This window comes from Sphingobacterium sp. NGMCC 1.201703 (genome assembly GCF_047784615.1).
Taxonomy (GTDB): domain Bacteria; phylum Bacteroidota; class Bacteroidia; order Sphingobacteriales; family Sphingobacteriaceae; genus Sphingobacterium.
The window spans coordinates 18,189-38,182 of the sequence record NZ_JBLOHD010000004.1; the positions used below are offsets into that span (position 1 = coordinate 18,189).

The 19,994-nt window shown below is 39.0% G+C and carries 15 protein-coding genes; 8 read left to right on the forward strand and 7 right to left on the reverse strand.

Annotated features, from left to right (window positions below; genetic code table 11):
* Positions 1–29: 29 nt before the first annotated feature.
* On the reverse strand, positions 30–1,694 hold the full coding sequence (gene recN, locus ACK8HY_RS08640; RefSeq protein WP_077438326.1) for a DNA repair protein RecN: 1,665 nt from the start codon (positions 1,692–1,694) through the stop codon (positions 30–32).
* Between the two features lie 454 nt (positions 1,695–2,148).
* On the opposite strand from recN, the gene ACK8HY_RS08645 reads away from it, so the two are divergent.
* Positions 2,149–2,763, forward strand: a complete 615-nt coding sequence (locus ACK8HY_RS08645) for a SprT-like domain-containing protein (protein WP_077438327.1) — start codon at positions 2,149–2,151, stop codon at positions 2,761–2,763.
* A gap of 67 nt (positions 2,764–2,830) precedes the next feature.
* Positions 2,831–3,244, forward strand: a complete 414-nt coding sequence (locus ACK8HY_RS08650) for a hypothetical protein (RefSeq protein WP_077438328.1) — start codon at positions 2,831–2,833, stop codon at positions 3,242–3,244.
* A 265-nt stretch (positions 3,245–3,509) separates the two neighbouring features.
* On the opposite strand, the gene ACK8HY_RS08655 is transcribed toward ACK8HY_RS08650, so the two are convergent.
* The 3 genes from ACK8HY_RS08655 to ACK8HY_RS08665 form a co-directional block, all read right to left on the reverse strand.
* The gene (locus tag ACK8HY_RS08655; RefSeq protein WP_077438329.1) at positions 3,510–3,770 is read right to left on the reverse strand and encodes a hypothetical protein; all 261 of its coding nucleotides are present in this window, start codon (positions 3,768–3,770) and stop codon (positions 3,510–3,512) included.
* Positions 3,771–4,080: 310 nt separating this feature from the next.
* The gene (locus ACK8HY_RS08660) at positions 4,081–5,094 is read right to left on the reverse strand and encodes a PDDEXK nuclease domain-containing protein (protein ID WP_077438330.1); all 1,014 of its coding nucleotides are present in this window, start codon (positions 5,092–5,094) and stop codon (positions 4,081–4,083) included.
* 161 nt (positions 5,095–5,255) lie between these two features.
* Positions 5,256–7,436, reverse strand: coding sequence for a S41 family peptidase (locus ACK8HY_RS08665; protein ID WP_416133375.1), 2,181 nt, complete (start codon positions 7,434–7,436; stop codon positions 5,256–5,258).
* A 320-nt stretch (positions 7,437–7,756) separates the two neighbouring features.
* On the opposite strand from ACK8HY_RS08665, the gene ACK8HY_RS08670 reads away from it, so the two are divergent.
* The gene (locus tag ACK8HY_RS08670) at positions 7,757–8,548 is read left to right on the forward strand and encodes a lipase family alpha/beta hydrolase (RefSeq protein ID WP_077438332.1); all 792 of its coding nucleotides are present in this window, start codon (positions 7,757–7,759) and stop codon (positions 8,546–8,548) included.
* 266 nt (positions 8,549–8,814) lie between these two features.
* The gene (locus tag ACK8HY_RS08675) at positions 8,815–9,267 is read left to right on the forward strand and encodes a hypothetical protein (RefSeq protein WP_077438333.1); all 453 of its coding nucleotides are present in this window, start codon (positions 8,815–8,817) and stop codon (positions 9,265–9,267) included.
* A 110-nt stretch (positions 9,268–9,377) separates the two neighbouring features.
* On the opposite strand, the gene ACK8HY_RS08680 is transcribed toward ACK8HY_RS08675, so the two are convergent.
* Positions 9,378–10,712, reverse strand: a complete 1,335-nt coding sequence (locus tag ACK8HY_RS08680; RefSeq protein WP_077438334.1) for an SWIM zinc finger family protein — start codon at positions 10,710–10,712, stop codon at positions 9,378–9,380.
* 4 nt (positions 10,713–10,716) lie between these two features.
* Positions 10,717–13,827: a DUF6493 family protein gene (locus ACK8HY_RS08685; RefSeq protein WP_077438335.1), complete on the reverse strand. Its 3,111-nt coding sequence runs from the start codon at positions 13,825–13,827 to the stop codon at positions 10,717–10,719.
* A 228-nt stretch (positions 13,828–14,055) separates the two neighbouring features.
* Here ACK8HY_RS08685 and ACK8HY_RS08690 point away from each other — a divergent pair, with 228 nt between their 5' ends.
* From ACK8HY_RS08690 to ACK8HY_RS08700, 3 genes are all read left to right on the forward strand, one after another.
* On the forward strand, positions 14,056–14,937 hold the full coding sequence (locus ACK8HY_RS08690) for a hypothetical protein (RefSeq protein WP_077438336.1): 882 nt from the start codon (positions 14,056–14,058) through the stop codon (positions 14,935–14,937).
* Positions 14,938–15,087: 150 nt separating this feature from the next.
* Positions 15,088–15,738: a hypothetical protein gene (locus ACK8HY_RS08695; RefSeq protein ID WP_077438337.1), complete on the forward strand. Its 651-nt coding sequence runs from the start codon at positions 15,088–15,090 to the stop codon at positions 15,736–15,738.
* A 294-nt stretch (positions 15,739–16,032) separates the two neighbouring features.
* Complete coding sequence (locus tag ACK8HY_RS08700) at positions 16,033–16,560, forward strand: hypothetical protein (protein ID WP_077438338.1); 528 nt, start codon at positions 16,033–16,035, stop codon at positions 16,558–16,560.
* Positions 16,561–16,627: 67 nt separating this feature from the next.
* Here ACK8HY_RS08700 and ACK8HY_RS08705 read toward each other — a convergent pair whose 3' ends face one another.
* Positions 16,628–18,979: a BamA/TamA family outer membrane protein gene (locus ACK8HY_RS08705; RefSeq protein WP_077438339.1), complete on the reverse strand. Its 2,352-nt coding sequence runs from the start codon at positions 18,977–18,979 to the stop codon at positions 16,628–16,630.
* A gap of 8 nt (positions 18,980–18,987) precedes the next feature.
* Between ACK8HY_RS08705 and ACK8HY_RS08710 the strand changes: the two genes are divergently transcribed.
* Positions 18,988–19,737, forward strand: coding sequence for a TrmH family RNA methyltransferase (locus ACK8HY_RS08710; protein WP_077438340.1), 750 nt, complete (start codon positions 18,988–18,990; stop codon positions 19,735–19,737).
* The last annotated feature ends 257 nt before the right edge of the window (positions 19,738–19,994 follow it).

A 19,994-nucleotide genomic window follows, 5' to 3' on the forward strand; every position in this document is an offset into this window, starting at 1 on the left:
TTTTCCTAGTACGGACCTATCACATCCTACTACTCGCCCTTTAACAACAGCTCCGCATGCTCTACCGCAGCATCTGTCGGATTTGCTCCGCTCAGCATCTGTGCGATCTCTTTTACCCTACCTGCTTGGTCTAACCGAACAATATTTGATATGGTGCGATTAGCTTGGTCTTCTTTATATACCTTAAAGTGTGCAGCACCTTTTGAGGCTATCTGCGGTAAATGGGAAATAGCGATCACCTGCATATTTTCGGCAAGATTTTCCATGACTTCACCTACACGTAAAGCCACCTCACCCGAAATTCCGGTATCGATCTCATCAAAAACTATCGTCGGCAAAGCCGAAGTTTTAGCAACCAACGACTTTATCGCCAGCATCACACGGGACAGCTCGCCTCCGGAGGCTACCCGATGGATGGACTGCAAGTCCTGCCCTTTATTAGCTGAAAATAGAAACTGGATTGTGTCTATTCCAGATTCACGCATCTCACCATCTTTTAATGGCTCCAATACGATCTGAAGTACCGCATTTGGCATACCAACATTCGACAGTGTATTTTGCACATCTTTAGCAATCCTATCCAGCACTAATTTGCGGGCCTCCGAAAGTTCCTTCGCATTCCGCAGTGCAAGCGCTAACTTCGCTACAACCTCAGCTTCCAACCGTTCCAATTGTTCATCGGAAGAATTAATGGCCAATAGTTTTGCCTCCAGGTCATCTCTGAGTCGAATAAGCTCCTCAACAGAATCAACATGATGCTTTTTCTGTAGTGAATAAAGTAAGCTCAATCGTTCATTCACCTCCAATAAGGTTCCTTCATCCAATTGCGTATCTTCTTCGAGTGAGGCCAATTCTGCGGCAACATCTTTCAATTCAATCAATGTGCTTTTCAATCGCGCAGAAAGATCAGACGCTTCTGGTAGAAACGAAGAGATCCCTTCCACCTGTGTCATTGTATCTTTTAATTGGGTCAATATTGCGGTATCCTCGTTTTCCAACAAATGCGAGGCCGCATTTAGAGCCCGTTTGATATCCTCTGCATTTTCCAGCTGACGTTGCTGCTGCTCGAGTGCCGCCTGTTCTTCGGCAACCAGTTTTGCTCCATCCAGTTCATCAAACTGAAACTGAAAATAATCCAATTCCATTGCAGCCTTCTTTACCGCCTCTTTTAGTTCTTCTAGCTCCCGCTTAGCCTTTTTATAGGCCGTATAACTTTCCTTATAGCTTTGTTTCAATGCAAATGACCCCGCTACACTGTCAACAACCAAAAACTGAAACTCCTCCGTATTGACCTGCAAAGTCGCATGTTGTGAATGTACATCGATCAACTGTTCGCCCAATTGCTTTAATATCGCCAATGTAACCGGCGAATCATTGACAAAAGCACGGGATTTACCGTCTGGTGTTATTTCCCTTCGGATAATAGTATGATCCGCATAATCGAGGTCATTTTGCTCAAAGAAGCCATTTAATTGATAAGCACCAATGTTAAATTCCCCCTCAATCACACATTTTTTTGATGGGTCAAAAAAATGCTTTCCCTCTGCCCTGTTGCCCAAAATCAGGGAAAGTGCCCCCATGATAATGGATTTACCCGCTCCAGTCTCCCCAGTAATCATATTCAACCCTTTATCAAATTGGATTTCCAACACATTGATCAGGGCATAATTCTTAATATGTAAGGTATCTAGCATATTCTTGAAGGTCTATTTTACAGTTGAGAGGAAAAAACCGTTCCTCAATCGGATTGTGTCGTATTTTTTATAATCCTTTCTTTAGTAGGTAATTTACCTAAAACTCTACCGATTTCAATACATTTTGTTCCAAAAAATAATATCGGTTTTGAATATTATCTTTTTCAAGCTATTCAACAACGCTAAATACTAAAAATAATATCAAAATTCCAAATAAAAAACTAATTTTTGTAGCCAAAACATTCAAGCTTTTATAAATAGTTTATAGGGCTATCATTTGTAAGACTATTCAAATCCGTTCCTTTGATACGATCTATGAATATTCAGCCGGAGCAGATCAAGTTGTGGGCAGTATACAGACGAGCTGCATCTTTTGACAATACCATGTTTACAGGTGACAAAATAATGTCTTCGGGTTATGATGTGAGCATGAATAAATCACTATTTTTACAGCATGCAAGATTACAGTGCTACTCTCAAAAAATACATGCCTGAAGAAGCCGCTCCGATTATATCCAATTGGATAAATCATACCGCATGCTTATTTAAGATTTCCCGTTCCAGAAGCAGCAAACTGGGGGATTATCGTGCGCCATTTAGAGGCAGTCCGCACCGCATCTCGGTGAATCACGATCTGAATCCTTATTCTTTCTTGATCACGACTATACATGAATTTGCGCATCTCCAGACCTGGAACAAACATCAACACCGTGTCAAACCACATGGGACTGAATGGAAAAAACATTTTAAGGAGTTAATGGATCCTTTTTTAAAACTCAATATTTTCCCAAACGATATCAATAGCGCAATCCATAGTTACATGGAAAATCCAGCGGCATCGAGCTGTACGGATCTTCATTTGTTCCGTACATTGAAAGCCTATGACGAGACCAAAAGTAAGGCACTTACAGTAGAAGCATTGGAAGATGGACATTTTTTTAAATTAAAGAATGGGCGGTCATTTCAGCGGATTGAAAAAATAAGGAAACGCTATAAATGTATGGAGTTATCCAGCAAACGCATGTACTTATTCAATCCAATTGCAGAGGTATTTCCGCTAGAACAATGATTTTTAACAAATACATTCATTATATTTTTATCTTTGCTAACTTAGGAAACAATTAAAGAGAGCTTTTATGTTACACTTACACTCGACAATAGCAATTGTCTTATTGCTGGCCCTGGTGATATCTATTGTGATCACCTTAATGAACTATTTAGGCAACAAACCTTACAACCGTAAAATTGCCTTATTAGGTTTTATCGTATCGCATATCCAATTATTGGTAGGATTGATCTTATACTTTTATTTGAAGTATCCATCGATGATCTCTGGCGCCGTGATGAAAGATCCAACATTGCGTTTAAAAATCATTGAGCACCCGTTAACAATGATCATCGCTATTATATTGATTACCATCGGTTACTCAAAAGCTAAAAAGATGGAAAATTCAAGAAAAGCAAATCAAACTGTTGTGGTTTTCTATATCATCGGTTTGATTTTAATGCTTGCTCGTATTCCATGGGGCACTTGGTCATTATTCGCATAATCTAAACAGCATTTATAGCGAAAAGGCATCAATTTTTCAATTGATGCCTTTTTTAGTTTCTTTACTAGACAATGCTTTAATACCAATACGATCTCCTCGCCTTTTTCCTATATTCAGGCCTTTTTAGCAAAGCATTTCACTCTATAGAACATCTTACCCAACTGAATATACTTTGTACCTTGCAACTGCTTATTAAAACAAAACATCAGCGCATAAAAAAGCCCCAGTAAAAACTGAGGCTTTTAATATCTTAAATGACCCTAAATTAGTCACGGTTTTTTCCAAATCCCAAAATTCCGAAAACAGTTTTAAATGCGATAAGTGTACCTATGATCAATGAGATATTTGCTATCGCGGAGAACAAGAATGTTTGTTGTCCCATTGCAGTACATACATCCGGTACAAAACGGATAAATGTGCCGATTAAACCTAAAGCGATAGCTACTACCAATGTTTTGTAGTAATGAGTTTGATTCGCATTATTATCAGTTGTCTTTGGAGCTCTTGGTTGTACAGTTTCTGCCATTTCTATTTCGATTTTATTCGATACAAATGTACAAAATATTCTATGTTTGAAAAATAAAATTGAAAAAACCAATAATGATTGAAATTCCACAGGTAAAAGACTGCTGCTCTTCGTTTTTTTGATGATACTTGTACAGGCTTTCTATAGTTAAATGCCCTCATTATAAACTTGGTCACTATCATTAACTATACTGCTAATAATGGCTTAAAATTTATTTGAAAGTAGTATACTCCTGTCTACTATTCCTTTCAGCAATAACAGGTACTTATAATGTATGTTTTTCGATGGACATTGAATAAACTCAATTTATCTATTCTACGCTGTCCTTACTCACAAAACTATCCAATTCTTTGTTCAGCTCATCCAACAGCTGTTGCTCCGTAGGTAGATAAAGCTCGTACTGACTGGCAACAATCTGTTTTTGTCCCTCGGGGAGGGTAAATTTTACTACCGCATCATTTTTATTCGCACAGAGCAAGATGCCAATCGTGGGATGCTCATGCGGGAGCTTTTCAATACGATCGTAGTAATTAACATACATTTGCAACTGACCAATGTCCTGATGGGTTAATTTGTGGGTCTTGATTTCAATAATCACAAAACTTTGCAATAAACGGTTGTAAAAGACTAAATCCACAAAGAACTCATCGCCTTCGATATGTATACGTTTTTGGCGGGCAACAAAAGAAAAGCCATTCCCCAGCTCCAGTAAAAACTCCTGAAGATGGGTAATAATTGCACCCTCAAGATCTTTTTCATAGTAGGCACTTTCTCGCTTCAGCCCCAAAAACTCCAGTACCATTGGATCTTTGATAATCTCTTTTGCATCGGAGGGCATCTTTTCCTTTTTTGCCACAGCCAATACACTTTCCTTATCGTTGCTAAGCAGCAGACGTTCATATAAATTACTAAAAACCTGTCTTTCCAGCTGCCGTGATGTCCAGTTATTTTTGATGGTTTCAGCCATATAGAATTCTCGTTGTTCGTCCAAGTCAAGCCGCATCAACAACCTATATTGTGTCCAGCTCAATTGCGAACGCAGTGCATTCGCAATTGGAAAAACACGATAAAACTGTCTAAACAACTCAATCTGCCTTCGCGAGAATCCGCTACCAAATTCAGGTTCTAACGCTTTGGCTAGATACTTTGTAAGATATTTTCCATAATCAGCCCTATCCTTTCCTTGCTGTTCTTCTTCAAAGATACGCTTACCGATATGCCAGTACATCAAAGTGCGCTGATGGTCGACAGCACGAATGGCATTGTCTTTGGACTGGGAAATAATCGCTTTTATATCGGATACTAAAGTTTGGTCTGTTGTCATAGTTCCTTATTTAAATTGGTACTGACTTTAGAATAGTACAAAGATAACTAAACATAAAAATAATTACTAAATATTTTAGTAATTATTTTTATATAGATCAATTTATAGCATCCGATTTTAAGTCCGCCCCCCTTCACAACTATCCTTCATAAAGACCAAACTTATTTATTTAGATACTCAAGCGCTTTTTCCATTACCTCATCCCTACCTTCTCGAATTCCTTTGATACTTGGTTTGACAATCTCATCAATTTTAATGCCTACACGTTGGGTTTCACGCTGATCGGGATAATATACCCCCAGCCCTGAAAGCATTGTCCGCTGATTGCCCGGTAGATCAATGTAACTGACATTTCCATCAGCACCTGCTGTCTGTGACCCGAAAACCCTAACATTGGCAGCTGCCTGATAAGCCATCACATGATATTCCGCAGAACTCTGTGTATCTTCATTAACGAGAATAGCCACTTTACCCTGATAACATTCATTGGTATTCTCCCCAACTTGTAATGGACTGCTCATTACAAAAGTGCCGGGATGTTGAAGACTGGTACTGGAAAAACGGACGAAATCAGTAGGCTTGGTTAACAACAAGGGACTAAGCTTGAATACTAAAAAATCACCGGGGTAGTTGCGATCATCAATCAAGACGCCTTTTACCTTACTCCAGTTTGCCATATTTTCAGTGATCATTTTACCCCGCAGCAAACTGTGATTGATATACAGGATATTATTATCCAGCATTTTAAAGGCAACGGTATCTTTTGGCACAGGTTTAATTTGCATAGAAGGCACCGCAGCAATATCTACTGTAAGCGGTTGGCCATCGCGCATTAGTTCACAGCGTACAATCTTGCGATTGCTTGTCACAAGCCGTCTCGCCAGATCACGGTTGGCAACAGCTTCATTCGGTGTACTCATGTAAGCCCAAAGCGAATCTCTAATTTCTTCGATCTTTTTATGTTCTTTACTTAGGATAACATCCCCAATCCTAAGTTTAGCTCCGGTGTTTCCGCTATCAAAAACTTTAGTTACCACGGCTTGTCCTTCAATCATTCGGATCTCTACAGGCATTCGGTACTTGCCATAAAAATTTATCAGCCCCTTGGGCATGCTCCAGAGTCCGGTATGCGCATCTTTAACGCGGGATACCATCTTGAGAAGAGAAAGACCATAAGAAATGTCATCTCGACTAAGGATCATTTCTGGCACAGCGGTCTCTAAAACCACATCCCATTTCGGATCCGTCAAATGTTTATAAGGGGAAAAATATTCGATCATATTCCAAAAGCGAAAGAGCGCCAATAAGCGGAATCCCGCATCTGCAGAAAATACATTTTCATATTTTTTTTCATTCTTGAAAACAACATTGCCGACATCTTCAGCAAAACCAAAATAATGATGTTGATCAAAATTACTGTAGCGAACGCTTTTTAATTTATTTTTGATATCATCGTTAAAAGGGAGACCGTCAATCCAACTATAATCAACTTCGTGGACAACGTTTTCAAGCTGCGGCTTGGCATAATTGACCGTGGTACCTAGACTATCTAACAGCGCGGCATAATGTGCCTCAACAGATTTATTATCCTTTGCCATAATAATAGCGTGAATGGACTTAAATGCCTGCTGATCCCAATCATATTTTCCTTGGGCCACAGCCGGATGTCTATATTTCAGAAAACCCCATATTCTTCCCAAATCCACTAAGCGTTGATCAAGCTCTGGAGTACTATTAAAATCAGAGATTCCCGAACTTGCAGGTTCACTGATTCCTTTTGCGAATGGCACAAATAGTCCGGCTTCCCTGGTAATATCTTTACCATCTACAGTAATGAGCACATCATCAACCCACATCTTGCCTACTCCAGAAAGAAAAAATGCAATGGATATCCCTTCGGTCTGGCTTGGCATCAATTTGGTCTTCACCTTAATATTTTCCCAGTTTTTTGTCCCGCTAATTTGGCGATTGGCCATATTGTCGAAAAAGACTTTGGGATCTATCCGCAACATCATCGACACATAAGATCCCGCGATAACATTCTCGCGCTTGATCATCGCAGACACTTCAATGGAATCACCCTTTAAATTTGAAGGCAACCACATCATAATCCCTCCGAAAGCGCTGTTCCCTTTTGTACTTTCAATCCGGAGTGCGCCTTTTGCACTATAATACGTATCGTGATCTATACTACTCTTAAAAGCTGTCGTGTCACCGATCTTGTACCAGGGATTAGTAATCGGTTGATCAAATGAAAAGTTAAAATTTTGTTGACTGAACAGAGGAGTACTTATCGTTGTTAGCAAAACAACAAGGAAAATAAATAGGCGATTAGATTTCATAATTGAAAATTTCCATTAAATTAACCATTTAATGAATTATTAACAAAACTTTTCACAATAACTTTTTTCTGCTTTTCCCGGCATACTTTTAAATTTCACCCTCATTATAAAAAAGGACAGGAAACTCACGACAATTTACTTTTAATCTATCATAAAGTTTGGCTAACTTCACTGACAAGAAGATGAATATCTTCTACTTCTGTTCAATAGCGGCTACGATTTACTGAACTCCTTGCTAAAAATCCAACTGATTTTATCCTCGCTTATAAGGAGATAAAGATGATTTGCAAAATCAATTGGATGGATGAAAATTATAAAAAATGTCAATGACTGCTTTTAAATTAAAATATCCTATCATATTGATCCATGGTACAGCAGCTGGAGATAACAGTTTGTTTTGGGGACGAATTCCTAAGACGCTCAAAGAAAACAATATCCCTTTTTATTATGGCAAGACAGACGGTTGGGGCACTATTGCAAATAATGCTCAGATGCTGAAAAGAAATTTGTCAGATCTTGCAGAAAAAATAGGTGTTAATAAATTTAATCTAATCGCGCATTCCAAAGGCGGAATAGATGCCCGCCATTTTATCTCAAAACTAGAGGGGCATCAAATGGTAGCATCCTTAAGTACCCTATCTACACCGCACTTAGGCACGCCAATAGCAGATTATCTAATGGAAAAATATCTATGGGAAGATTCCGTCACCAAAAAACTGATCCAACGTATTTCTTTCTTATTTGGTGGTCAATCACCCGCCCCTTTCGAGTTAATCCGAGATCTCAGTGTAAAGAAAATGCATGCTTTCAACCAGCTCACTCCTAATATGCACAATGTATTTTATCAGAGCTTTGCTTCAACAATGAATAAGCCACAGGACGATTTATTGTATGCATGGAGTTTTAAATATCTGACACGACTGGTAGGTGAAAATGACGGAATGGTTCCACTAGAAAGTACTATCTGGGGAGCCAACTTTAAACATGTACGCGCTTCGCAAGGTATTTCGCATGCTGGTATTACTGATATCACCCGTAAAAATATGGGAGATGTACATATACCACAAATCTATTTAGACATTATTAGTGGATTAGGGGCATTGGGATTATAGCTATCGAAAAAATAACCATAACTTAGCATGTAAAGCCATATTAAAATATTGACCAACAAAAATATGAAAAGATATCTCTTGCTGTTTCTGTTCTTAATCGCAAAAAAATAATAGGCCAAACGAAGGCTGACTGTATCACCAAAATTCAATATAACGATTAACAAATGTATACACTATACGTTCTAATTTTCTTAATATGGTTTTGCATCCCAGGCTTATTCATCTATTTAATATATTGGATCCTAAAAAAGTCTGGTCGTAAAAAGTTGGGGACTATTGTCTCGATTGTTTTAGCCTTGCCTTTTTTTATATTCACACTATACTTATTAGTTGATGATCTATTATTCTCTAAATCTGATGCAAGAAAACTACTCAGCGAACATCAGATCACGCTAAATGATGATTTTAAAATTATTTCCAACCAAAGTGGCGGCTTAAGAGATTACACACATCAATTTGCACTATCTATTTCAGAAAAAGACAAACAATCTTTTATCGATCAACGAATCTGGAGTAAAAAAATGGATGAAAGAATAGAAGTTCATACCTCTGCGGTAGACAGATACGAAGGTGACACGCTACGCAATAATTATCACGACAATGATTCCTATATTTATTCCATGTATCGTCCTAATGGCAAAGGCATCGTTCCGACATTTATAACGATTCGTGTGTCAAAGAGTAAAAATACATTGACATACGAAGAGATCTTAGACTAGTTACAACACAGAGCCGTTCAAATCTCCCGTCGCTTTGTTTTTAAATATTTGACCACTACATTTTGTTGCTTCATACTTCACTGCAGGCAAAATATGAAGCAACAAACAGGTTAGCCATTCAACATCTTGACGGCTAGTATATGTTTACATAACCCTCTTTTCCCCTGATGATTGGTAAACCAATTGCAGGTACACCGAAACTTATCTTCTTGAATGATCACAGTATGCTGTACACCTGACCCGTCAACTCTGGCTTCAATATAATCCGCCGTATTCTTGATAAATTGCACACCTGCCGTCGCAACTAGTTTTTTCGCATTTTTTAACCGTGGATTCAAGGCCAGAATACGTTCCATCTTAAACGGTAACCTTCTATAGTAATGCTGATGATTATGTAGATCATAACCTAACAGCCCGATAGATGATAATGAAGCCGATAGGGTGTCCATCGTATCAAAGTCCACATCATGCTCTATGGAAAGCATTGTTGGATCAAATAACTCGTTGGATTTGAGTAGTCCGTTAACAGCATGGATCCATTCATCAGGCACGGCCTTAACCATATTTTCTAGTACATTACCCTCGCCCGAAAATCCGCGATAACTATCTGGTGACAAGGCAAGCGTCAGTCTCATTTTACCAAAGTCGGCTACAAACGCTGCGCTTTCACCTCCCTTTTCCTGATAAACAAGTAATCTATCTGCATATGTCAGCAATCCCTCCAATAAACGCAATCGCTGTATACCGCCAATACGTACCGCATCTCCTGTACTTATAGGCGAAAACACAAATCGGTTAGCCCTTTTTGTTAGATAGAACTCCCCTTTCACATTCCCTTTTGGAATGCCCTGAAACAATTGGATAAGTTGAATTTTATTTAACTCAAACTGTAGTTCCATGCCGGCTAGATAGAGTTGGACGGAAGTCAAACCTTTAATCCAACGTGGCGGCAAAGTCACTTTCTTTTCAGTCACCTTGGTTTTATCAGTACTAATGGCAACTTCATTGCTACCTACCCCCAACACCATCTTTTCGGTCTTCTTGACAGCATTTAATGCATTGAGCATAGGTTCATTGAAATCCACATTGGTTGTTCCACTCGCGATAAACTCGCCATCAATAGCTTCCTCCAATAGATCCAGACGTGCATAAACACCGTTACAGGAAGAAAAGCCCTCGAAACGAATCTGATTGCTACCGGCTGAAACAATCGGATCCCGTAGACTCGGAGGTACAGGTCCGAAGCTCGATCGCACAACTTTCGACAGGGTCAACAAACATTTCGAAGTCAGTAAAGGATCGGTAAGGCTCCCCCAAAAGAAACAGGGCACATTGGCGACTTCTGCCAGTTCCGACTGATGCGCCAATACTAATTGCTGTATGCCCGATTGCTGGGTCAGTTGTGAATTTCTTGCGTAGCTAATCGCTAAATCTTGCTCGGCCATATTGTTATTTTCTTATTTTTTTCAAAATAGGTTGTAAACTCTTATATATTTCCAGTTTCCCTAAAACCTGTTGCAGACCTTCTGGAAAATTGTACTGCTCCTTGTTCATTAAATCGTAATAATATTCGATGATCTTTTTAAAATTAGTCGGCATCTTTTCGACAATGTTGTAATGAACTAAAGCCACATCCAGTAACTGCAATAAGGCATTGTTATGCTTCGAAGATATATCCCGGCATTGCTCCAGAACTTCGACACATCGACCAATTGGCCCATAACCATTGCTCAGAAGCATTCCTAAGTGTTTGCCTAATGCCGTAGTGTCCAGTCTATTTTCGTTAATCGCAGCCAAAATAACCTCGACAGCCATCGCGCGCACCTCTTTCTCTTTGTTGAAAAGCGAAGTTGCCAAGTATAGATTGGACTGATCATCAAAATGAAAAAAATCGTTCAACATTTCTTGTAAGTAAGCAGCAGAAGATTTTCCGCCAATATCACTTTTGCTATTCAGCCCCATCGTCAAAAACATGGATAGACTTTCCGTATTCTGCGGCATCAAACTGTACATGTAGGGTACATCAGCCCTATACAAATAGTAAGACAATAAGCTATCATTTCCTCGGTTGAAAATATCTTTGTGATACAAAAAAGTCTCAACTCCCTGTTGGAAAGCAGGGAAATGATAGCTCAGCTTATCACCGTTATATACCTGCTCCGACTTTCTGGTCGTGTAATTATAACCGTTATAATAAGTAGGCTCTATTTTCAATGCCGGACGGAATGGCTGGGCAGCAAAAGGAATATTCGCTAAAGGCTCCTTGGAAAATTCTTCAAAATAGGCATCCCGATGATGTGTACGTGCCGCGGTAGCCCATACACCAATCCAGTTCATGTGATCCGAATCTTTGGAAGACAATAAATTTTTAAGCCAGGATTGCTGCTGAACCTTCATCGGCTCCAAACCTAGGGCATAACCGATCACATCTTGGACCTGCTGTTCCTTTATTTGTTCTATCAGTGTTTCAATTCTCTCTAGATCTTCACGGACTGTACGGCTCAGTGCTATGGACAAATCCAATAAATTGATCTTCACTCCTGCTTCCTGATAGGCCAAAATACGCTGAACGAGAACGGTCGGTGCAATCCAGAATGGTTTATGTGTCGGCAGGCTCAACAGCGGCAGACGGATACCATCAATCCGATAACGCTGCAATAGCTCCAATTGGTTTCCCATCAGACTGACCCATTTCGAATAATTGTGATGCCGATCCTTATCTTTATACACTACCGAGGGTTTAAAGTACATATTAATAAAGGCCCCTGAAAAATGATTGTACCAGGAGGATTCACGATAGGCTCCTGTCAGCTGTTTGATATATGGCTCCAGTTGTATCTTATAGTCTGCGGGAAAAACAGCTGCCTGTTGCACCCAGGCATTCATCAGTATCTCCACCTGAACGGGATCCGAACCACCAATGACTTCCCCCACCTTGAAAAATATTTCATTCCAGGTCTGTGGGTATTCATAAGCTTCGTTAAGGCACCGAACTACTGTTGGCTGATAGCTATAGCGTTCCGGGGATTGACCGTTCAGCTCTGCTAGGATTTCAGCTTCAGAATAGCCTTCTTCTTGCAAAAGATGCTTCAGGTCAACAGCCACTGTTCCCATCATTTGGGTCTTGTACATCTGAAGCTTTCCAGATAACTCTTCTGATGGTTTGGTCTGATTTTTTAAGATAAACTTGCTTGCTCTTTCTTGTAACTGTAGGTCTGAAATCATAAATAGATCTGCTGCCAGGGAAACAAATCGCTCCTTCCATTCCGGTTTTTGCTTCAACAACTTATCAAATTGAATCAAAAGGGTCTTCAGGCTTGCCTTAACATCGCTCCGCATAAAAATTGCTTCAGCCCAATCCAAAAATTCCTGTAACTGAAAATCATGATGTGAGAAGAAAGGTTTTAGATACTCGATCACAAAATTGATCACAGCACTATGTTCAGCATGCAACAGAGGAAAGAACTTTTGCTGATGTTCAATCACTGTATTATCGGAAAGCTTCATCCGTTCGATAAGTTTTCTGAAATAGCTCTTTAGATTATTATTCCAGTTTTTGGTCTGAGACTCGAGCGCTCCGGTAATGATGAGTTCGGGATCAATTTTCCGATTGGTCAATAAGGTATCGAACACTTTATCCCATAACAGTTCATTGTCCGCATTATTATAATCATAATTCCAATAGGTGCTGTGAATCCCTGTTTCATAAGCAAATACCAGTGGAATATCCCGTTGGATCGTCAATTCGTCCGTTGTCAATTGTTCAAAAAACCTTTTCGATTCATAATTATTAAAACCGGAAATTGAACTTGCATAAAGTTCCGGTTCAAAATCAACATATCCCATTTGCTCCAAAAGACGGAGATTATCGTAATTGATCCGCTGCCAATCATTTTTACGAACCAACTGCAATAAATATCCGCCCAGCCAGTTCGGCTTGGCATAGGTTAGGATCTGCATGACATCCTTGCTCCTTGCCTGGTTCAAAAGTTCATGAAAAATATCCCAGTTACCGGCATCGGAGCCAGAAAAAGTGGCCAGAGCAAGTAATTTCACCGTACGTTGTTGTTCCTTGGTACCTCTTGTCCCCCAGTTGTACTGAGCCTTATTTTTAAATTCAGGATCTTTGGAAAGATCACTGTAATCGACCCAATAGCGCTTGGCAGCACGAATTTCCTTTTTTAAAATTTCAAGGTTACCATTGGAATATTCTTCTAGAAAAGAGATGATATCTTCCGTCCTTGCCTCTTTGATAAGCAACTTCAGCGCTGCTACCGCCTCTTCTTTACGCTGGCCGGCAGCCGTGGGCTGTCTAACCGCTGATCCCTTTTCCTTGCCATCGGCAGCTACGGTACCATCTTCTGAATAGCCTTTTTTAGTCTTCTCCGCAATTAGTTTTTCAGCATCCTTTAGACAGGCTTCTTCGGAGCCGAAGGCCTTACTTTTACTCTGTCCTGCCGTCCCATTTCGGCCATAGGTCACCGTATGTGTCGCACCAGTTGTCTCTATTTCCCAAAATTTGTCTGATGTACCGTCTATATACTTTAAATGCTTAAACATTTTTCCTTAAGGTATTATAAATTCTTTTCTGTGATGCTTAAATATAGGAAATTTAAACAGAACGGTACCGCTTATTTTTCACTTAAGAGATAATAATCCTACTTTACAGGCTGGAAAATACATTTTATCAAAGAACCTGAGATTTTATCTACGAGTATTAAGCATTTAAAAGCATTTACTTTAATTCCTTATCAAAAAAGCGTATATTAAACATAAAATCACAGTCATATGATACGTATATATATCCTATTTAGTTTTGCCTTGTTGCTTTCCAGCATTACCGTAAAAGCTGAATTTTCAACTGATAAAAACCGTTTCAAACAAGGATCAGATACACTTTCGAATAACATAAAAAATTACATTACCAAGCTGGCAATCTTAGAAGGTTTAGATAAAAGCTCTATTCAGATTAAAGTAGATCCCTGGGGAGAAGTTACCATTTCTGATAAATGGCGTAAAAGCGTAAAATATAGCAAAAGCTATGGCGGCGGTGATTATGCAACAAAAGATAAATATGGTGCAACAACAATAATAAAAGAGGACTTTTCGGGAAATATTATAGTAAAAGACGAGAACGGAAATGAGACCATAGTCCGGAAAAACAACAATGGTGATTTCGACATTCCAAATCTGGACAGAAATCCTTCCACAATCGCGAAAAACATCTATGGTAACTTAGAGATGTACGACAATAAAGGCAATGTAACGACTATATCAAAAAATATTTTCGGTGATTTAGAAATACGTGACAACAATGGAAACAGCAGTACAATATCAAAAAATGTTCTAGGCGATCTGGAAATCTCTGATAATAAAGGGAACCGTACCTCTGTATCAAAGGATGTGCTGGGTAACCTTAATATAGAAAGTAGTAATGGTAAACGTACATCTGTAACAACAGATATCTTAGGGAACAAAACAATTGATGATAATAGAGGAAATCGTATTACTGTAAGAAAAGATATATTTGGAAACTACGAAGCAAGTGACAACCATGGTAACAATGCGTCAATTAAAAAGGATATTTTTGGGAAAATAATCGTTGACGACCCGAAAGGAATTTTGGAGACCATAAAACTTCAGTTAGTCGAAGAGTTAATGAAGAAATAATTTTTTGCTTACAGTTTTCTGATTTTATACAGAAAGCTGTAAGCAATGGGAGCTTCGTCACTCATGTAGGAGGAGATAATGAAGCTTGTACTTTCGATGATAAATCCCCAAAAACAACTGGACATATGAGATTCATCACAAATGACGTTAATGGACAAAATAGATTTTATACCACTGATTGAGCTTCCTACCATAAAGGACCTTCAAAGCAACATAGTACCTGTGGGAACTGCATTTACGAATACAAAAGAATGGGACCTATATCAAGAAAATGAATTAAGGAAAAACTATATTGATATCCCGCCTCCAATCACAACAGGAATTTATCAATATCGACTTTTTGACATTAAGATCGAGGATTTAAGAACAATAATCAAACTACATATTGGAGACATGCCCATAAAAGACGCTTGCTCACTATTTGGCGGGTACGCAATTTGTATTAATGGACAAGTCGAATTGTATCCTCAATGCTGTGGTCTCTTAGAAGAAATCCAACAATGGAAAAAATTGCTAAATGAAAATTTCGAAGATTTTTTCCTATTGGAGTGCCATCCTTCCCCCCTAATCACCAAAAATCAACAAAGAATTACCATTTTCTGCTACGATAAATATGAGCCTTTCTTTCCATATTTTGCAAAAAATAAAATCGAACTTGATTATCAAACAACAAAAAATGCCTTCATCACCCTGCTAAGTCAACTGCATGCTTTCTCCGAAAAATTGGACACCTTAGCGGTAGAATTTAAGTTAAATCATATTGCGAATATCTTGATTTGGGGAAGGAATGAAAAGGAATAATCTCTCGAAGAAACTTAATATCAATAGACTAAAAGATAAGTTTGAAAATCTGAGCTTCGCTGAACAAAAAAAATTACCCATAAGGTCTAAGATCAGAAAATCGATTAGAATCAATTCCCGAAAAATTTAAGATTTCCAAAAGAAGATTAAAATTCCTAAAATTGCATGCTCATTTTGACAGAATCTGTTTCGATAGATTTAACATTAACTTATCTCTTCGCTAGATCCGGACATAAGAAAATTAGTCAAAACTGTTGCTACAGTAGAGTGAAAAATTAAAACATAAAGAATAAGATGAAAAAGGTACTATTTTTTCTATTACTGATACCTTTCTGGGCAAGTGCTCAGCAGCAAAATATCCAGGACTTTGTCGTAAAAGAGAATCTTTCCAAAAACGGAAAGCTCGCGGTTGTCGCTTTAGATTCACTGGGCAATACCAATGAGACCATCAATGGAAACTACATGTTTACCATCAACGGTTTCTCTCAGGCGCTCCAATTTCACGATGGTGTAGCTGTTCCAGATCAAAAAATCGAATCGTCTACCTTTGTATTTTTTAATCACAAAAACCAAGAAAAATCCAAAGGACGCCTGTTTTATATCTATAAGACTGATAGCGGACTTTCCCCCTTTGCTATCAGCGGATTGATGTTTTTAATCATTCCTGCCATTGTATTGGGTATCGCCTATATGTTTAAAAAAGTGATTATGACTGCCATTGCACTGGCAATCGTTTTCTTTATATTCAATCACTCACAGGGATTAGATTTAAGTAAGGTTTTTGAATCAATTTTCTCCAGTCTAAAGAATCTTATAGGCTAGCAGCCAATATCGGTATATCAAAATCGTAATTTCCCTTGTTAAGCGAATTATAATCAATGATCGCTCCCTAAAATGGCATACCGATTCCAAAATTGTACTGTATAAAATTATAACGGTCCGGTCTATGGGTTTGATAATATTGTTCTTTAAATTCTTTTGAATCAAAGAAATTCTTGATAACCCATTGATTGCTTCCCGAAAACTGGGGATCTTTGACCTTTAATCCCGCATCTAAACGGATGACAAAGTAATCTGAATCAAAGCGAAGTCCAAAACCGGTACCTATTGCTACCTGTCCAAGAAATTTATTGAATTTAAATTCACCACCGGGATTTAGTTCCTCATCTTTTTTCAGGCGCCATACATTTCCCATATCAAGAAAAGTTGCTCCGTTCATTTTGGCTCCCAAAAAATTATTTAAGATACGAAACCTATATTCAGCATTTGCTTCCAATTTAATCTCGCCCAATTGATCGAGATTACGCAAATTGAGCCGTAGATCTTCACTTAGATTCTGTCTATTATATGCTCCCGGGCCGAGTGTACGTGCTTGCCAAGCCCGAATCCCATTCATTCCACCACTGTAAAAACTTTTTTCAAAGATCAGCAACTTTGAATTGTTTCCATACGGAATAGCAATTCCCGGATTAAAGCGGAAAACAAACTGTCTGTTTCCGCCCAGGTTACGGTACAAACGATAATCAAATTCAGTTTTCGCATATTGTAGGAACGGTACACCAAAGATCTTTTTCTCGCCATCGGCATTCGTCGGTAGCTTAGCCATGCTACTGATCAGATCCAGCACATTACCACTGAGATCCACCGTACCCCTGAAATACTGAAAATCTTCTTTACTGGTCAACTTTTTTCCGTTCAGGATAAAAGTATACTGTGTTCCCAAACCGAAATATTGGCGGTCATTACTGCGCACATACAATTGATACCCCCCCTGTTCAAGGTTTTTCCTAAAATTTGTGTCCAATCGCCCATCGCGGTACTCCAATACGATTGGTGTAAAACTATGATATTTGTTTTCCGTTTCATACCAGGAGTAATTCAATGACGTAATAAAATAACGGTTAGAATATGTCCGATCCTGATCAAACAACTGAAGCGTCATCGAATAGGTCGTTTTGGGTAAACCAAATTTTCCGCCTGGATTAATATGAAAAGGTACCATGAGTCGTGGGATAACCAAATTCACACCCGCCTGAAAATCATTGTTGAAAATCTTGCTGGACAGCCCCCCTGCCAGACGCGGGTCAAACAGTACACCATATCTTAACTTGACCTCCAGCTGCTCGGAACCGCCAAAAATATTGCGCTGCGAAAATGTATTCCCTATGTTAAAACCGCTCATCCCCGAACTAAACGTATACTCCCCTTCGATCTGGTTGCCCATACGTGGACGTGGTACGAAATCATAGTGAACATCAAGCTTATTAGAGTCTTTTTTTACGAACTGTATTTTCACCGACCGAAAACCATTCATTTCATATAAACGATCATAAGACTTGTTCTCTTCAGCCAAGGAATAGTAATTTCCAGACCGCAAATACATATATCGCTCCAACGGTTTCCACCGAAAGCTATTGGTCTCGTCAACAAAAAGAAGTCGCTTGGTTGAATCGCTTATACGACGGGGCGGTTTCTTCGACATGACCCCATAATTCCTAATAGTCATATATACACTATCAATTTGATACTTTTTATGTATCGTTGAATCGCTGGGATTTTCAACATTTATTTTTAGGTCAATTAAATTACCGTTCAACGTAGAGTCTATACCGACACGCATGTATTGCCGTAAATAATCGTAGTAACCATTGTTGCGCAAGACAACATAAAGCTTTTCACGTTCATCCAACAATTTAGCAGCATCGTATTGGGTATTGGGCTTGACTTTTGTTTTGGGCAGAATATCCCGATCAAAGAACCACTTCGCATCAGCATGCTCATACGTCCGCTCGATGTTCCTAATATGATAGGCGCTTCCTTCATTAACCTTAAAATTGATATGGGCTCTTTTTTTGTTCACGGTGATTTCGGGACTGACTTTGGCGTTAAAATATCCCTTGGTAAATAAAAAGCGGCGGATCTGGTTGGCGGAGAGGTCCACCATCGCCGAGTCCAACAAATGGGGTGGCTCACCAACATTCCGTATTTTCTTGGTCTTGTAGCGTCCTTTTTTTGTATTGAAAGTATTATAAATAAAGAGATTTACCCTTGAATTTGGTTTTATCTGATTGGAAATATAGGTTTCAGAAGATTCTTTCAATGCTGGTGAAACGCCGGAAATCTGTATTTTTGTAACCAGAGCCTGGTCATCATCGATATATTTTGAAGATCGGCAAGATGCAAAAAATAGCATCAAAAGCATTATACTTGCAAATCCGATAAAACGAGGATACTTAATCATCAATAAAAATGTTGTCAAAAGCGCAAATCAGTCTAATAACGTCTCTACAAAATAAAAAGTATAGAAAACAACATGGCTTATTTATCGTTGAGGGTATAAAATCCGTCAAGGAATTTATGGCATCAAGCTACCAGGTCGAGTCCATTTTCTATACAGACGACGCAAACACAAAAGTGGGTAAAATCTCGCATAATATAAAATCCCACGAGCTAACCGAGGCTGAATTTCAAAAGATTAGTACCTTAAAATCTCCTCAGGGTATCCTTGCCCTGGTCAAACTGCCCAAACAGCAACAGATCGACATACATGAGCTCAGAAATTGCTACAATATCGTATTGGATGATGTACAGGATCCAGGTAATCTGGGAACTATCATCCGTACGGCTGAATGGTTTGGGATCAAACATATCATTTGCTCCATTGGTACAGTAGATGCTTATAATCCAAAAGTAGTACAGGCTACCATGGGTTCACTGGCCCGAATACAGGTTCATTACGTAAACCTGCATGAATTCATCTCATCAACCGACCTACCGGTCTATGGTGCACTGCTCAATGGGCAATCCATTTACCAGACCGAATGGCGTTCAGAAGGATTGATTATCATGGGAAATGAAGGCAACGGCATCAGTGCAGAACTAATAGCCCTAATAGATCAAGCGGTTACCATACCCCGTATCGGCCAAGCGGAATCGCTGAATGTTGCCGTCGCAACAACGATATTTTGCAGTGAGATCGCCCGAGTACAACTGGTTTAGCGAATTTGTTTCCAAAAGCGCCCTACAACCGTTGATGAAGTCCGATCCGGTTTCCTTCGGAGTCTTCAATCTCAGCGACTGCAAAGCCCAGATCTTTGTGAAAGGTCGCGGGGTATATGACCAATTGGAGGTTTCTTAAAGTTCGGCCAATAAAAGAGTTTTCTATCGCTGGCGAAGACCAAATATACAAAGTTTGTATCAAGCGGATCTCTGGATGATTATTTTTATGCTACCAGAAAGGATTTTAAAAATTTCGA

What these genes read in the sequence shown, in the direction of transcription:
- ACK8HY_RS08650 (WP_077438328.1), top strand. Translation starts at nt 2,831, where the DNA reads ATGTTACACTTACACTCGACAATAGCAATTGTCTTATTGCTGGCCCTG.
- ACK8HY_RS08710 (WP_077438340.1), top strand. Translation starts at nt 18,988, where the DNA reads ATGTTGTCAAAAGCGCAAATCAGTCTAATAACGTCTCTACAAAATAAA.
- ACK8HY_RS08690 (WP_077438336.1), top strand. Translation starts at nt 14,056, where the DNA reads ATGATACGTATATATATCCTATTTAGTTTTGCCTTGTTGCTTTCCAGC.
- ACK8HY_RS08645 (WP_077438327.1), top strand. Translation starts at nt 2,149, where the DNA reads ATGCAAGATTACAGTGCTACTCTCAAAAAATACATGCCTGAAGAAGCC.
- recN (WP_077438326.1), bottom strand. Translation starts at nt 1,694, where the DNA reads ATGCTAGATACCTTACATATTAAGAATTATGCCCTGATCAATGTGTTG.
- ACK8HY_RS08680 (WP_077438334.1), bottom strand. Translation starts at nt 10,712, where the DNA reads ATGGCCGAGCAAGATTTAGCGATTAGCTACGCAAGAAATTCACAACTG.
- ACK8HY_RS08655 (WP_077438329.1), bottom strand. Translation starts at nt 3,770, where the DNA reads ATGGCAGAAACTGTACAACCAAGAGCTCCAAAGACAACTGATAATAAT.
- ACK8HY_RS08660 (WP_077438330.1), bottom strand. Translation starts at nt 5,094, where the DNA reads ATGACAACAGACCAAACTTTAGTATCCGATATAAAAGCGATTATTTCC.
- ACK8HY_RS08700 (WP_077438338.1), top strand. Translation starts at nt 16,033, where the DNA reads ATGAAAAAGGTACTATTTTTTCTATTACTGATACCTTTCTGGGCAAGT.
- ACK8HY_RS08705 (WP_077438339.1), bottom strand. Translation starts at nt 18,979, where the DNA reads ATGATTAAGTATCCTCGTTTTATCGGATTTGCAAGTATAATGCTTTTG.
- ACK8HY_RS08685 (WP_077438335.1), bottom strand. Translation starts at nt 13,827, where the DNA reads ATGTTTAAGCATTTAAAGTATATAGACGGTACATCAGACAAATTTTGG.
- ACK8HY_RS08670 (WP_077438332.1), top strand. Translation starts at nt 7,757, where the DNA reads ATGTCAATGACTGCTTTTAAATTAAAATATCCTATCATATTGATCCAT.
- ACK8HY_RS08695 (WP_077438337.1), top strand. Translation starts at nt 15,088, where the DNA reads ATGGACAAAATAGATTTTATACCACTGATTGAGCTTCCTACCATAAAG.
- ACK8HY_RS08665 (WP_416133375.1), bottom strand. Translation starts at nt 7,436, where the DNA reads ATGAAATCTAATCGCCTATTTATTTTCCTTGTTGTTTTGCTAACAACG.